The sequence below is a fragment of the Kordiimonas pumila genome (genome assembly GCF_015240255.1).
Lineage (GTDB): Bacteria > Pseudomonadota > Alphaproteobacteria > Sphingomonadales > Kordiimonadaceae > Kordiimonas > Kordiimonas pumila.
Genome location: NZ_CP061205.1, coordinates 536,053 through 550,022, shown reverse-complemented (window position 1 = coordinate 550,022; position 13,970 = coordinate 536,053). Strand labels below are relative to the sequence as shown.

Genomic DNA, 13,970 nt, shown 5'->3' with positions numbered 1-13,970 from the left:
TTGGTGATAAGGATGTTGACGATGACACTACGCCACTTACCCCCAATTTGGAAAGAATCTGTTACCAACTATATCAGTTTTATCCCAAGGCAGAAAAACAAAGTATAACTAACAAAGAAAAATGCTTGAAACACAAGTTTTCCACGTTATCCCCACAATTAGAAAGCCTTGAAACCTATAGTCATTATTATGTAATATATTGTTTTATTAACATAAATTTTATCATGCAACCTTAAAAGCCCTATGTGTGCATAGATCTGTGGATAACTTCTTATCCCCAGTTTTCACAGGATATAACTACTACTACAAGATTCTATATATATTATTTATTTAAGTAGTCTTTCGCTTTATAGGTATCTGCTCGTGTAATGATCAGGTAGCATAGTCTTATGGTAAAACCCCTTTTAGAGACTCTCAAAGGTAACCCCGGTAATAAAGTCCCGTTTTGGTTTATGCGCCAGGCAGGGCGGTATTTACCCGAATACCGTGAGATACGGAAAACAGCACCTTCCTTTATGGATTTTTGCTATAATCCGGATAAGGCAACAGAAGTAACCCTTCAGCCTATTCGTCGGTACGGGATGGATGGTGCCATTTTATTTGCTGATATTCTGGTGGTACCTGATGGGCTGGGCCAAAAGGTTTGGTTTGAAGCAGGGCATGGCCCCAAGCTTGACGCTGTTAAAACGCTTGATAGCTTCAACAAGCTTTCGTTGAATGGCTTTCATCAGCGCGTTGGAAATGTCTATGAAACTGTCTCCAGATTAAGAAAAGCGCTACCTGAAAATGTAACTCTTTTAGGGTTTGCCGGTGCGCCGTGGACAGTTGCTACATACATGATTGAAGGTGCAGGCAGTAAAGACCATGCTGCAGCCCGGCAAATGGGCTACGGTAACCCAGAGCTTTTTGGTAAAATTCTGGATATGCTTGTGGATGCAACAGCAGAGTATTTATGTAAGCAAATTGAAGCGGGCGCTGATGTTGTACAAATTTTTGACAGCTGGTCAGCGGCACTTCCTGAAACCATGTTTGAAAAATGGGTCATTGAACCAACAAAAGCAATCGTGGAAAAAGTGCGCGCAAAGCATAGTGAAACACCGATCATCGGTTTTCCGCGCCTTGCTGGTGCCATGCTTAAACGCTACACAGAGGAAACCGACGTTAATGGTGTGTCGCTCGATACTGGCGTACCGCTTGGCTATGCTGCACGGGAAATTCAGCCGCTCGCCTGCGTACAGGGTAACCTAGACCCGCATCTCGTAGTGTCCGGCGGGGATGCTATGGTAAAAGAAGCCTTGCGTATCCTAGAGGGCTTAAAAGCAGGTAGCCATATTTTCAACCTTGGACATGGTTTTGTGCCAGAAACACCACCTGAAAATGTGGCGCTTCTCTCTGAAACCATTAAAAACTTCAACAGATAATTATAAAACAGGGGAAATGTGATGGAAGGATATTTGGGGTCGGCTTATCTTTGGGTAAAAGCTTTCCATATCATTTTTGTAATTTTCTGGATGGCGGGCATGTTTATGCTGCCGCGGTATTTTGCTTATCATGCTGAGTGTGAAGTGGGCAGCGCTGAAGATCAGCTTTGGATTGAACGCGAAAAGCGTCTGATGAATATCATCATTAACCCAGCGATGATTATTACCTGGGTTCTGGGTATTTGCCTTGTTCTCAATATTGGTTTTGGCGCTGGTGGCTGGCTTCATGCAAAGCTGTTACTTGTTTTCATATTAAGCGGCTTTCACGGCATGATGTCGCGCTGGCGGAAAGATCTTGCAGCAGGCGTGAGAAAGAAAAACAGTGCGTTTTTCCGTAAAATGAATGAGGTACCAGCGATATTTATCATTTTAATCGTGATATTGGTGATAGTGCGCCCGTTTTAGGACTATATTTTCTTGACAGAATTGAGCGGCGTGTTACCCTCCACGCTAAATCATTATGATGTAGACTATATCAATATCAAAATCCTTCCTTTGCTGGCTATAAACAGAAATTTAAGCAATCTTATTTTCAAAGCGAAAAGCCATCCTTATCATTTCTTATTCATATGAATAATCATCCGAAAGACTGACTACATGAGTGCACCTATGCATTTACAGGAACTTAAAAATAAAACCCCTGCCGACCTTCTTGCTCTTGCTGAAGAAGTTGGTGTTGAAAATGCTTCAAGCATGCGCAAACAGGATATGATGTTTGCGATTTTGAAACATCTTGCAGAAGATGATATCGAAATAATGGGTGGCGGTGTTATTGAAACACTGTCTGATGGTTTTGGCTTCCTTAGAAGCCCTGAGGCAAATTACTTGCCAGGCCCAGATGATATTTATGTTAGCCCATCGCAAATTCGCCGGTTTGCTCTCAGAACGGGTGATACAGTTGAAGGCCAAATTCGCGCCCCAAAAGACGGCGAGCGGTATTTTGCCCTTCTTAAGGTTTCAAAAATCAATTTTGATGAGCCTGAAAGAACGCGGCATAAGGTACACTTTGATAACCTGACACCCCTTTACCCTGATGAAAAACTGAAACTTGATCCTGATGATCCAACAGTGAAAGATAAATCACCACGGGTGATTGATCTTGTAGCACCAATTGGTAAAGGCCAGCGCGCCCTTATTGTGGCACCGCCGCGCACAGGTAAAACAGTTCTTCTTCAAAATATTGCAAAAAGCATTACAGCCAATCACCCTGAATGTTATGTGATTGTACTTCTGATTGATGAGCGCCCGGAAGAAGTAACCGATATGCAGCGTTCAGTGGACGGTGAGGTTGTATCATCTACGTTTGATGAACCTGCGTCACGCCACGTTCAGGTTGCTGAAATGGTGATTGAAAAAGCCAAACGCCTTGTTGAACACGGCAAAGATGTTGTGATCTTGCTGGATAGTATCACCCGGCTTGCCCGCGCCTATAACACGGTTGTGCCGTCATCTGGTAAGGTGCTTACAGGCGGTGTGGATGCAAATGCCCTGCAGCGCCCAAAACGTTTCTTTGGTGCTGCGCGTAATATCGAGGAAGGTGGTTCGCTTTCAATCATCGCTACGGCACTGATTGAAACGGGTAGCCGCATGGACGAAGTGATCTTTGAGGAATTCAAAGGCACGGGTAACAGCGAGATTATTCTGGACCGTAAGGTCGCAGACAAACGCGTGTTCCCGGCGATTGATATTCTCAAATCCGGTACACGGAAAGAAGAACTGCTTGTTGATCCGGCAACGCTTTCAAAAATGTGGGTGCTGCGCCGTATTCTTACCCCAATGGGTACTGTGGATGCGATGGAGTTCCTGCTTTCAAAATTGAAAGATGCAAAGAACAACGAAGAATTTTTCTCTCAGATGAACAACTAAAATTTATCTGGATAGAGATGCAAAAAGCCCGGTTATTTGCCGGGCTTTTTTATGGGGTGATAGCTGAAAAATTGCGGTTTTACTTGTGGATAAATCTAGACCGCAAGCAACGTTTGGCCGCTGGTTTTGCCTGCTTCCAGTGCGCGGTGGGCGGTTGCTGCATCTTTTAAAGCAAATTTCTGGTTGATGTTTGCTTTTAAAACGCCTTTTTCAATCTGGTTAAAAACAGCATTTGTTGCTGAAACAAGTTCTTCCCGTGTGCGCATGTAATCCAGCACAGTAGGGCGTGTCAGGATAAGCGACCCTTTTTGTGCAAGTAGGGCTGGCGAAATTGGATCAATTGGTCCTGTTGTATTGCCGTAAGTTACCATCCAACCCCTTGGTTTCAGGCAATCTAGCGATTTTATGAAAGTATCTTTACCAGCACTGTCATAAACCACATCCACGCCTTTGCCGTCTGTTATTTCCATTACGCGTTTCTGGAAATCTTCAGTTTTGTAATTAAGGGTATGTGTACAGCCATTTTCTTTAGCCAAAATGGCTTTTTCTTCTGAACTAACGGTGCCAATAACTGTTGCACCGATAGCGGAAAGCCACTGGCATGCAAGTAAACCAACACCGCCTGCGGCAGCCTGTAATAAAACAGTATGATCTTTTCCAACGTGGAAAATCCGTTTTATCAGGCATTCAACAGTGCAGGCCTTCATAAGAATGGCAGCTACTGTTTCATCTGAAACGGTATCAGGAATTTTTACAACTGTATGTGCGGGCATTGTGCGCTCTTCAGCGTAAGCACCTAGAGGTCCTATTGGATACGCTACTCTGTCACCAACTTTAAGGTCAGATATAGTGTCGCCAACAGCAGAAATAACACCTACTGCTTCAAGACCAATTGTGCCGGGAAGTGGCATGGGATACAGACCTGACCGGTGGTAGGTGTCGATATAATTGAGGCTGACAAAAGTATGTTTAATAGAAATCTCGTCTGCCTTGGGTGCAGGCACATTAATTTCTTCCCACTGTAAAACGTCTGGCCCACCTGTTTTTTTTATCACAATTGCATGGGTCATTTTATGCGCCTTTCAGATGTTTATTGAAAAAATCGATGGTTCGTTTGTTGGCAAGCGTTGCGGCTTCCTTGTGGTAAGCGCTGCCTTCTATCCTGGCAAACCCGTGGTCAACGCCAGCATAATCATACAAGGTGACAGCAGGGTGGTCATCAAGGCCTTTATGCATGGCAGCTTGTGCTTCAGGGCTTACAAATCCATCTTTTTCAGCAATATGCAGCATCAGAGGTTTTTTTATTGTTTTTGCTTCATCTATCTTTGTATCAAGGGAAACCCCGTAATAACCGACAGAGGCATCAATATCGGTTTTAGCGGCTGTCATATAAGCGAGATACCCGCCAAGGCAATAACCAACCGCACCCACCTTACCGTTTACACCGGAAACTGATCGTGCATGGTTTATTGTTGTCTGGATATCATCCAAGCCCTTTTGCCCGTCGAATGCTTTCATATAGCCAAAAGCGGCTTGAAGTTCTTCAGGGTTTTTGGCTTCAAGCTCTATACCGGGTTTTTGTCGCCAAAACAGGTCTGGTGCAAAAGCAAAAAAGCCTTCGTCGGCAAGCCAGTCGCAAATACTGCGAACATTATAGTTCACCCCAAAAATTTCTTGAATAACAACAACAGCAGGGCCAGTGCTGCTTTTTGGTGCTGCTGTATAGACAGAAAAAGAACCAGTTTTATCTGCTGCTGTAATTGTGATGTTTGTCATTAGGGTTCCTTTATTAAATGAAGAAAGGGAACTAATTGTACTATTAATCTAGTGCGCCTGACGCCTCCAGAATATTGCCTTCTTCCACACTGAGCGCACCTTCAAGAACCAGTAAGGCTCGTTTTGTATAAAGGCCGCCGTCGCCAGAATAGCCACCAAGCTTGCCGGCAGATGCCACAATCCTGTGGCAGGGTATTAAAACAGGCATTGGATTACGGCCGCAAGCTGTGCCAACCGCTTGTGCGGCAGAACCAATTTGCTGGGCTAGTTCGCCGTAGGTTATGGTTTCGCCGTACGGAATTTCGCGCATGGCTTGCCAAACTTTTTCCTGATGTTTGGTACCCATAGGGCTAAGAGGAATATCAAATTCTGTAAGGTCGCCGTCAAAATAGGCATCAAGCTGGCGCTTTGCTTCCTGTAGCAAGGGTGAGGTTTCCTGAAACGGGGACCAACCCCAATCAACAGCAATGATTGCCCCTTCAAGTTCGGTTAGGGTAAGATCAAGTATCGGTGTATGCATCGATAGTTGCGACATTAGAAACCCCAGAGTAAAAGACAGGCTGATATATAAATATAGATACCGTAATCTTGCTAATAGTCTTCCGGGGCTGCTGCAAGAAATTTTCGTTTATCTATGGAATAATATCTTCTTGTTATAGGCGTGTTGTATTGACTGAAACAGAAACAATTTATGCACTTTCAAGCGGTGCTGGCATGGCTGGTGTTGCTGTTATCCGCTTGTCGGGTGATCAGGCGTTTAAAGCGTTGCATGCACTCGACGGTATGGCTGAGCCTAAGGCTCGCATGGCAACCTTAAGGGAATTAAAAGACCCTGTAACCGGTGCACGGCTGGACAATGCTCTTGTGCTTGGCTTTAAGGCGCCAATGAGCTTCACGGGGGAGGATGTTGTTGAGCTGCATGTGCACGGTGGCCGCGCTGTCCTTGCGGGTGTTTTTGGTGCCCTTAGCACTGTGGCTGGCTTGCGGCCTGCGGAACCGGGGGAGTTTTCAAGGCGTGCCTTTGAAAATGGCAAGCTTGATCTGACAGAGGCAGAGGGCCTGAACGATTTAATTCATGCCCAAACGGCGGCCCAAAGAGAGCAGGCCCTACAGCAACTTGATGGGGCATTAAAAGATTTATACGAAGGGTGGCGAGCGCGGTTGATTGGCCACCTTGCACACTTAGAAGCCGACATAGACTTTCCTGATGAAGACTTGCCAGAAGGTGTTTCAGGGGCAGTTTTACCCCAAATATTGGTATTAAAAGACAATATAACACAATATCTTGTAGATAACAGACGAGGGGAAGCCCTTAGAGACGGGTTTAGAATTGTAATTTTGGGCCAGCCTAATGCGGGTAAATCAACCCTTTTAAATGCGCTTGCCCGGTCCGATGTTGCTATTGTTTCTGAAGAAGCGGGTACAACGCGTGATGTGATTGAAGTGTCATTAGATCTTGGTGGCTATCCGGTTCGCCTTATAGATACCGCAGGTTTAAGAGACGGTGTGAGTGATATTGAAAAAGAGGGTATCCGCCGTGCTGAAGCAAAAGCCGCAGATGCTGATTTGAAGCTTGTACTGGTCCGCGCTGATGAATGGCCTGACATTCCAGAGGCAGCCAAACGGTGGCTTGATGAAAAGGCCATTTTGTTAATTACGCAGGTTGACCGTGCAAAAATGTTTCACGTGGAACATTCTGAAGCGCTTTCTGGCATTGCTGGTCATGTTACTGTGTCGGCAAAATCTGGCGAGGGCATGACGGATTTATTTGATACAATTCAGCACTATGTAATGGGTGCTATGGCACCACGCGAACTACCATCCCTAACCCGCATTCGCCATCGCCGCGCACTTGAGGAAACGGTAGAGCACCTTGCTCGCTTCACAGATAATGCTGGTATAGACGCTGTACTTGCGGCAGAAGATGTAAGAATGGCGGCGCGTGCTCTTGGGAAAATAACGGGCCGTGTGGGTGTGGAAGATATGCTTGATGTGGTATTTTCTGATTTCTGTATTGGCAAATAAACGAATAGCCTAATTGAATGTTTCACGTGAAACATCAGATCATTTTGACTTAAGTATAAAAGCCACGTATAGCATGCGCGCTGATATGAATAGAGATATAACAATGCCCTCCCGTGTCCGTTGTACGGTGTGTAGGGCTTGTTACAAAGATAAGTCCAAACCATGGTTGATTATGATGTTATTGTAGTAGGAGGTGGGCACGCTGGCTGCGAAGCTGCGGCGGCTTCTGCGCGCATGGGCGCCAAGACACTTCTTGTTACACATAAGATAGAATCACTTGGTCAGATGTCCTGTAACCCTGCGATTGGTGGCCTCGGTAAGGGGCACCTTGTGCGCGAGATTGATGCTCTTGATGGTCTTATGGGGCTTGTTGCGGATGCGGCCGGCATTCAGCACCGCTTGCTTAACCGCAAAAAAGGCCCGGCTGTCCAGGGGCCTCGCTCGCAGTCTGATCGTAAACTCTACCGCGAGGCTATGCAGCGCATTCTATCTGATTATCCGAACCTATCGCTTATGGCTGCGGGTGTTGAAGATTTAATAATCGATAAGTCAGGCGAAAAGCCGGTAATTAAAGGTGTTATTACCGCTGACGGTCAGCGCGTGCATGCGGCGGCTGTCGTGCTAACAACGGGCACGTTTCTGCGCGGGCTTATTCATATTGGCGAGAAAAAAATACCGGCAGGACGCGTGGGTGAAGCGCCAGCGCTTGGGCTATCTGATACCATGGAAAGTATTGGCTTTGAACTGGGAAGGTTAAAAACCGGTACACCAGCGCGCCTTGATGGACGCACGATTGACTGGTCTAAATGTGTTGAGCAGCCAAGTGACGAGGATCCGGTGCCGCTGTCATTCCTGACAGAAAAAATAACGGTTCCACAAATAAGCTGTTACCTGACGCGTACGACAGAGGAAACACACCGGATATTGCAGGATAATATTCACCGGTCGCCGATGTATTCAGGGCAAATTGAAAGCAAAGGTCCTCGTTATTGTCCGTCCATTGAAGATAAAATAGTACGCTTCGCTGAGAAGGACAGTCACCAGATTTTCCTTGAGCCTGAAGGACTTGATGACCATACGGTTTACCCAAATGGTATTTCAACAAGTTTGCCTGAGGATGTTCAGGCGGCGTTTATTGCAACAATACCCGGCCTTGAAAATGCGGTGATATTGCAGCCCGGATACGCGATCGAATATGATTATGTTGACCCGCGCGAGTTGAAGGTAACCCTTGAAACCCATAAAGCAGATGGCTTTTATCTGGCAGGTCAGATAAATGGCACTACGGGGTATGAGGAAGCTGCGGCGCAAGGCCTGATGGCTGGGACCAATGCGGCCCTAAGGGCTTTAGGCCGTACGGATGAGGCTTTTGTTCTTGATCGTGCTGATGCCTATATTGGTGTAATGCTAGACGATCTGGTAACACAGGGCACCCGCGAGCCATACCGGATGTTTACAAGCCGTGCTGAATACCGTTTGTTACTGCGAGCAGATAACGCTGATCAGCGACTGACAGAAAAGGGCATTCAGATCGGTCTTGTTAAAGAAAAGCGCGCAGCTATCTTTAATGAGAAACAAAGCAAACTGGAAGCGGGCCGTTCTATTTTATTAAGCCTTAGCCTAACACCTAATGAAGCTGAAAAGCACGAGCTTAAAATTAAGCTAGACGGTGTGCGCCGTTCCGCTGAAACACTCCTTAGTTTTACCTCTGTTGATTTTGACCGCCTACGGCAAATATGGCCCGATGAGCTTTCGGCTATTGATGATAAAACAGCAGAACAGCTTGCTATTAATGCACTGTATCAGGGTTATCTTGAGCGCCAGCAAGCTGATATTACAGCGTTTCGCAAAGATGAAGCCTTGGTTATTCCTGAAGGGCTGGATTTTGCTACTGTTTCTGGTTTGTCCACAGAGATGCGCGAAAAGTTCAAGGAGGCACGCCCTGCAACACTGGGTGCGGCTGCGCGCATTGCTGGCGTTACACCTGCAGCACTTACCTTGCTTTTAGGCCACATCAAAAAGCGCCGCCGCGCCGCATAGTTTAGTTAGGGCCTTATCTACATGACCTACAGCCTTGAGGAACTTGCGCAGGACTTGAATGTTTCACGTGAAACATCTGTCAAATTACAAACCTATGCTGATTTGCTTATTAAGTGGCAAAAGGCAAAAAATCTGGTTTCAAATAGTACTCTTGATGATATATGGCGCCGGCACTTCCTCGATTCGGCCCAAATGATCCCTCATATACAGGCAGTTTTTGGTGAAAAGCGGCTTTCTTTGCTCGATATTGGGTCGGGTGCGGGTTTCCCGGGGTTGGTACTTTCGCTTGCCGGTGTGGCACATGCACACATGGTGGAATCAAATGGCAGAAAGTGTATTTTTATGCGCCAAGTGGTGCGTGATACAGCAGCTTTGGCTGAAATACACAACGAGCGCATTGAATCTATAGGTGTTTTTCCGGTTGATATTATTACATCGAGGGCGTGTGCGCGGGTCATACAGCTGATAAATTGGTCGAAACCATTTCTTGAAGCGTCTGGAGGAAAAGCAGAAATCTGGCTTTTAAAGGGGGCTGGGGCAGATGAGGAATTGACCGAAGCAAAGGCTTGTTGGAAGATGCAGGTTGATCGCTATAGCAGCCTCTCTGACCCAAGTGGTGTAATCTTAAGGCTGCACGGCATAGAAAGTTTGTAACATTTTGTAATACTGGCATTTTTGCCGGGTTTAGGGAGCGGGCAAAATGCAGCCAGATACTGGGGCACATATTATTGCAGTGGCCAACCAGAAGGGTGGAGTCGGTAAAACGACAACAGCGATAAATCTTGCGACTGCGATGGCAGCAGTGAAAAAAAAGGTCCTTATCCTTGATCTTGACCCCCAAGGCAATGCCAGTACGGGTTTTGGTATTGATAGAAATGCCCGCGAAATTACCTCCTATGATGTTGTGCTGGGGGCTGCCCCTGTAAAAGAGGCTGTTTTAGCAACTGAGATTCCCGGTCTTTCAATCATTCCGTCTACGGTAGATTTGTCTGGGGCAGACCTTGAACTGGCTGAACTGCCGCAGCGTAACTTTCGGTTACAGCAGGCTTTTGACAAAGCAGATATTCGAGCTGATTTTGATTATATTCTGATTGATTGCCCGCCGTCACTTTCTCTTTTGACTATCAACGCGCTTGTAGCGGCAGATTCTGTTCTGGTGCCATTACAGTGCGAGTTTTTTGCCCTTGAAGGGCTGAGTTTGCTAATGCGCACAGTAGAGCAAGTACAGGCAAGTCTAAATCCGGGGCTTGATATTAACGGTGTGGTTTTAACCATGTATGATGCCCGCAATAATCTGTCTGAGCAGGTGGCGCTTGATGTCCGTGCCTATTTAGGCGACAAGGTTTATAAAACGGTAATTCCACGAAATGTCAGGGTGTCGGAAGCGCCTAGCTTTGGTAAGCCTGTGCTTCTGTATGACCATAAGTGTGCTGGCAGCCAGGCCTATATATCGCTTGCCCGTGAGTTGCTGGGCCGTCGCAAAAGCAAAATAGCAGCATAAACACAAGTAAAACAATAAGTTATGGGTATTTTTTATGGTTAAAAATGCACGAAAAGGGTTAGGGCGCGGATTATCTGCGTTACTCGCAGATGACAGACCGTCTGCGGTTGTTTCTGTTACAGATATAACAGGCGACAATGGTGCCTCTAGCGGCAGACGCCGGCTCCCGATCGAGTTTCTGGAACGTAATATGCACCAGCCCCGTGTGCACTTTGATGAAACAGCGCTTGATGAGCTTGCATCTTCCATTAAAGAACGCGGCCTTTTACAGCCTATATTGGTGCGTGAAATTGGCCCTGAAAAGTTTCAAATTGTTGCCGGTGAACGTCGGTGGCGCGCGGCGCAAAGGGCGGGTGTTCACGAAGTACCTGTTGTTGTACGCGAACTAACCGACGGTGAAGTTCTTGAGCTTGCTATTATTGAAAACATTCAGCGCCTTGACCTGACAGCAACGGAAGAAGCCCGGGGTTACAAGCGGTTGATTGAAGAGTTTAAGCACACACAGGAAGCTGTTTCCGAGATTGTTGGCAAAAGCCGAAGTCATATTACAAACTTGCTGCGTCTTTTAACCTTACCGGAAAAAGTGCAGGCGATGGTTGATATGGGTAAAATATCAATGGGACATGCACGCGCAATTATTGGCCATGACGATGCTCTTGGTATCGCTACGAGAATTGCTAGCGAAGGTCTAAGTGTTCGCCAAACAGAGGCGCTTGTTTCAGAAGGCAAGGACAAACAAAAGCGGCAGCCTCGCCCCGGTGGTACCGCTAGCGGCAAGAAGATGAAAGACGCTGATACTCTGGCCCTTGAAAAGGACCTATCTGCTGCTGTTGGTATGAAGGTTTCAATACATCATGAAGGCGAAGCTGGCAGTGTTTCTATCAGTTACGCATCGCTTGATGAGCTTGATGAGCTTTGTAGCAAACTTGGTGTCTGTGGGTTTTAAGGCTACTTTTCTTTAGTACAGCACAGCTATAGAGGTTTGTTGAAGCAAAGCATTTAAAGCTTTGCTTCAACTGCATCCCAAATTGTTGCTTCAAGCTTAATACCATCAAACCGGTTTACAGCCTGCAAGCCTGTGGGCGATGTCACATTAATCTCTGTTAGCCAGTTTCCAATTACATCAATTCCTACAAAGACTAAGCCGCGCTTTTTAAGCTCTGGCTTAAGGCGTTCACAAATTTCTTGTTCGCGTTCTGTAAGGGTTGATTGAACCGCAGTGCCGCCAGCGACAAGGTTTGAACGGATTTCGCCTTTTGCAGGCACACGGTTAATGGCACCCACAGCTTCACCGTCTACCAGAATAATACGTTTGTCGCCTCGGACAACTTCTGGGAGGAAGGTTTGAACCATAACGGGTTCTGTGCTGTTTGCCAAAAACAGTTCCATCAGGCTGCCAAGGTTTGAATCTTCGGGCCGTAAGTGAAAAACGCCCGCCCCGCCATTACCGTAAAGCGGTTTTATAATAATGTCGCCGTGTTCTGCGCGGAATTTGCGCACAACATCCATACGGCGCGTAATAAGAGTTGGTGGCATTAAATCGCGAAACTTGGCGACAAAAAGCTTTTCTGGCGCATTTCGCACTTCTGCTGGGTTGTTCACCACAAGCACAGAAGGCGGTAAAAGCTCAAGCAAGTGTGTTGCAGTTATATAGCCCATGTCAAAAGGCGGGTCTTGCCGCATCCAGATAACATCCATATCAGCAAGGTTTATGAGTTTTTCTTCATGGAAGGTAAAATGGTTACCTTCTTCGCGCCTTACGGTCACTTTACGGGCAAAAGCAGAAATTTCGCCGTTTTCGTAAGACATATCGTCTACCAGATAATGCCAAAGTTCAAACCCTCGTGTTTGCGCTTCAAGCATAAGCACGAAGGTGCTGTCGCCGTTAATCTTAACGGTTTCCATCGGGTCCATCTGGAAGGCAACTTTGAGTGTACGGCCAGTCATAATCTTTTCCTGTTGGTTAGGGGCGGCTTGTGATTACTCACCAAGCCGCCAGGCACCGTGGATATGGGTAGGAAGTATCCCAGATGCAACAGCAATAATATCAAAGCGGATCGACTTAAAAACAGGCTTATGCTTTTTCAGCCAATCCTCGCTTGCGGCTTCAATCCGCCGCCTTTGTTTGTAAGCGATAGAATAGAGGGCGTCATCCACAGATTTTCTTGCCTTTACCTCAACAAAAACAAGTGTCTTGCCGCGTTTTGCGATTATGTCAATTTCGCCGTACGGAGAGCGAAAACGGTGTGCAAGAATCCTGTATCCTTTTAGGCGTAAGTATATACGCGCCAGAAGTTCAGCATTTCTACCGCGCTTTTCTGCCTTTTTCCGGGTGTTTGGCATTGGGGTGTGCTTACTTTTCTGCCGTTAGTTCTAGAGCGCGGGCATAAAGGCCCTTACGCTTTTCACCGGTTACTTCGGCGACAAAGGCAGCGGCTGATTTTACCGTCATATGCTTTAGCGCGGCCACGAGAAGGGCTTCTGTTGATATATCAGAGCCTGCTGTTTCGCTATCGTGCTTGCCGGGCGGGGCGATAACCACCACAATTTCGCCTTTTGGTGGGCCAGAGGTTTCATAGCGATCTGCAATTTCTTCAAGGGTGCCTCTTACAACTTCCTCGAACTTTTTGGTGAGTTCCCTGCACACTGCAGCAGGGCGCGGGCCTAGTGCTGTAGCGGCATCGCGCAGGCTGCCGGCAATACGTTTTGCGCTTTCGTAATAAACAAGGCTTGCGGCTGTATTTTTTTCTGCTTCAAACCAGGTGGTTCTGGCCTGTGTTTTAGTGGGTGCAAAGCCCATAAACAAAAACCTGTCTGTTGGCATGCCTGCAATAGACAGTGCTGTAACAACAGCAGACGGCCCTGGAATAGCAACAACACGCAAGCCGTTATCATAAGCATCATCTACAAGCTTGTAGCCAGGGTCTGAAATAAGTGGTGTGCCAGCGTCAGACACCAGCGCAACCGAGCCACCAGCCGCAATTTTACCTAAAATCTTTGGCCGTTGGAGGCTGCCATTATGTTCGTGGTAGGGTAGCATGGCTTTTTTAATAAGGTATGCACCCAGCAGCTTTCCTGTCATGCGGGTGTCTTCACAGGCGATAAGGTCTACGTTTTTGAGGACCTCTTTTGCGCGGGCGCTAATATCAGATAGGTTGCCAATAGGTGTTGCAACAACATAAAGGCCTGCTGGTAGTTTCTTGCCTGACCCTATTTCAGCCATCATGTTACCTTACATTTTAAAAATATTCTTGCTCGAAGAGTAAGCCTTTTATCTGCTA

At 46.6% G+C, this 13,970-nt stretch carries 14 protein-coding genes; 8 read left to right on the top strand and 6 right to left on the bottom strand.

The annotated features are described in order from the left end of the window. Positions 1-389 precede the first annotated feature (389 nt). The 3 genes from hemE to rho all read left to right on the top strand — a co-directional run bounded on the left by hemE (position 390) and on the right by rho (position 3,347). On the top strand, positions 390-1,421 hold the full coding sequence (gene hemE, locus ICL80_RS02250; RefSeq protein WP_194214507.1) for a uroporphyrinogen decarboxylase: 1,032 nt from the start codon (positions 390-392) through the stop codon (positions 1,419-1,421). A 21-nt stretch (positions 1,422-1,442) separates the two neighbouring features. After that, the gene (gene hemJ, locus ICL80_RS02245; RefSeq protein ID WP_194214506.1) at positions 1,443-1,886 is read left to right on the top strand and encodes a protoporphyrinogen oxidase HemJ; all 444 of its coding nucleotides are present in this window, start codon (positions 1,443-1,445) and stop codon (positions 1,884-1,886) included. Positions 1,887-2,090: 204 nt separating this feature from the next. After that, positions 2,091-3,347, top strand: coding sequence for a transcription termination factor Rho (gene rho, locus ICL80_RS02240; RefSeq protein ID WP_194215732.1), 1,257 nt, complete (start codon positions 2,091-2,093; stop codon positions 3,345-3,347). 95 nt (positions 3,348-3,442) lie between these two features. Here rho and ICL80_RS02235 read toward each other — a convergent pair whose 3' ends face one another. From ICL80_RS02235 to ICL80_RS02225, 3 genes are read right to left on the bottom strand one after another with little or no spacing between them, the layout of a single operon-like run. After that, positions 3,443-4,417, bottom strand: a complete 975-nt coding sequence (locus tag ICL80_RS02235; RefSeq protein WP_194214505.1) for a quinone oxidoreductase family protein — start codon at positions 4,415-4,417, stop codon at positions 3,443-3,445. Position 4,418: 1 nt separating this feature from the next. Beyond that, positions 4,419-5,123: a dienelactone hydrolase family protein gene (locus tag ICL80_RS02230; RefSeq protein WP_194214504.1), complete on the bottom strand. Its 705-nt coding sequence runs from the start codon at positions 5,121-5,123 to the stop codon at positions 4,419-4,421. A 43-nt stretch (positions 5,124-5,166) separates the two neighbouring features. Next, on the bottom strand, positions 5,167-5,658 hold the full coding sequence (locus ICL80_RS02225) for a methylated-DNA--[protein]-cysteine S-methyltransferase (RefSeq protein WP_194214503.1): 492 nt from the start codon (positions 5,656-5,658) through the stop codon (positions 5,167-5,169). A 134-nt stretch (positions 5,659-5,792) separates the two neighbouring features. Here ICL80_RS02225 and mnmE point away from each other — a divergent pair, with 134 nt between their 5' ends. The 5 genes from mnmE to ICL80_RS02200 all read left to right on the top strand — a co-directional run bounded on the left by mnmE (position 5,793) and on the right by ICL80_RS02200 (position 11,635). Continuing rightward, entirely contained in the window at positions 5,793-7,148 is a 1,356-nt protein-coding gene (mnmE, locus tag ICL80_RS02220) for a tRNA uridine-5-carboxymethylaminomethyl(34) synthesis GTPase MnmE (protein ID WP_194214502.1), read from the top strand. A 162-nt stretch (positions 7,149-7,310) separates the two neighbouring features. After that, positions 7,311-9,188 carry a tRNA uridine-5-carboxymethylaminomethyl(34) synthesis enzyme MnmG gene (mnmG, locus tag ICL80_RS02215; protein ID WP_194214501.1) on the top strand — a complete coding sequence of 626 codons (1,878 nt, stop codon included), beginning with the start codon at positions 7,311-7,313 and terminating at the stop codon, positions 9,186-9,188. A 21-nt stretch (positions 9,189-9,209) separates the two neighbouring features. Continuing rightward, complete coding sequence (gene rsmG / locus ICL80_RS02210; RefSeq protein ID WP_194214500.1) at positions 9,210-9,842, top strand: 16S rRNA (guanine(527)-N(7))-methyltransferase RsmG; 633 nt, start codon at positions 9,210-9,212, stop codon at positions 9,840-9,842. Between the two features lie 46 nt (positions 9,843-9,888). Beyond that, positions 9,889-10,689 (top strand): ParA family protein, encoded by an 801-nt coding sequence (locus ICL80_RS02205; protein WP_194214499.1) that lies wholly within the window; start codon positions 9,889-9,891, stop codon positions 10,687-10,689. A gap of 34 nt (positions 10,690-10,723) precedes the next feature. After that, positions 10,724-11,635, top strand: coding sequence for a ParB/RepB/Spo0J family partition protein (locus ICL80_RS02200; protein ID WP_194214498.1), 912 nt, complete (start codon positions 10,724-10,726; stop codon positions 11,633-11,635). Positions 11,636-11,688: 53 nt separating this feature from the next. Here ICL80_RS02200 and gshB read toward each other — a convergent pair whose 3' ends face one another. The 3 genes from gshB to rsmI are packed head-to-tail and all read right to left on the bottom strand — an operon-like array spanning position 11,689 to position 13,915. Next, on the bottom strand, positions 11,689-12,636 hold the full coding sequence (gshB, locus tag ICL80_RS02195) for a glutathione synthase (RefSeq protein ID WP_194214497.1): 948 nt from the start codon (positions 12,634-12,636) through the stop codon (positions 11,689-11,691). Between the two features lie 33 nt (positions 12,637-12,669). Further along, the gene (locus tag ICL80_RS02190) at positions 12,670-13,032 is read right to left on the bottom strand and encodes a YraN family protein (RefSeq protein WP_194214496.1); all 363 of its coding nucleotides are present in this window, start codon (positions 13,030-13,032) and stop codon (positions 12,670-12,672) included. Between the two features lie 10 nt (positions 13,033-13,042). Beyond that, a complete protein-coding gene (rsmI, locus tag ICL80_RS02185) occupies positions 13,043-13,915 on the bottom strand; it encodes a 16S rRNA (cytidine(1402)-2'-O)-methyltransferase (protein WP_228073763.1) in 873 nt (290 codons plus the stop codon). Positions 13,916-13,970: the final 55 nt, after the last annotated feature.

Coding starts and splice junctions, on each gene's coding strand:
- hemE (WP_194214507.1), top strand. CDS start 390: ATGGTAAAACCCCTTTTAGAGACTCTCAAAGGTAACCCCGGTAATAAA.
- hemJ (WP_194214506.1), top strand. CDS start 1,443: ATGGAAGGATATTTGGGGTCGGCTTATCTTTGGGTAAAAGCTTTCCAT.
- rho (WP_194215732.1), top strand. CDS start 2,091: ATGCATTTACAGGAACTTAAAAATAAAACCCCTGCCGACCTTCTTGCT.
- ICL80_RS02235 (WP_194214505.1), bottom strand. CDS start 4,417: ATGACCCATGCAATTGTGATAAAAAAAACAGGTGGGCCAGACGTTTTA.
- ICL80_RS02230 (WP_194214504.1), bottom strand. CDS start 5,123: ATGACAAACATCACAATTACAGCAGCAGATAAAACTGGTTCTTTTTCT.
- ICL80_RS02225 (WP_194214503.1), bottom strand. CDS start 5,658: ATGTCGCAACTATCGATGCATACACCGATACTTGATCTTACCCTAACC.
- mnmG (WP_194214501.1), top strand. CDS start 7,311: ATGGTTGATTATGATGTTATTGTAGTAGGAGGTGGGCACGCTGGCTGC.
- rsmG (WP_194214500.1), top strand. CDS start 9,210: ATGACCTACAGCCTTGAGGAACTTGCGCAGGACTTGAATGTTTCACGT.
- ICL80_RS02205 (WP_194214499.1), top strand. CDS start 9,889: ATGCAGCCAGATACTGGGGCACATATTATTGCAGTGGCCAACCAGAAG.
- ICL80_RS02200 (WP_194214498.1), top strand. CDS start 10,724: ATGGTTAAAAATGCACGAAAAGGGTTAGGGCGCGGATTATCTGCGTTA.
- gshB (WP_194214497.1), bottom strand. CDS start 12,636: ATGACTGGCCGTACACTCAAAGTTGCCTTCCAGATGGACCCGATGGAA.
- ICL80_RS02190 (WP_194214496.1), bottom strand. CDS start 13,032: ATGCCAAACACCCGGAAAAAGGCAGAAAAGCGCGGTAGAAATGCTGAA.
- rsmI (WP_228073763.1), bottom strand. CDS start 13,915: ATGATGGCTGAAATAGGGTCAGGCAAGAAACTACCAGCAGGCCTTTAT.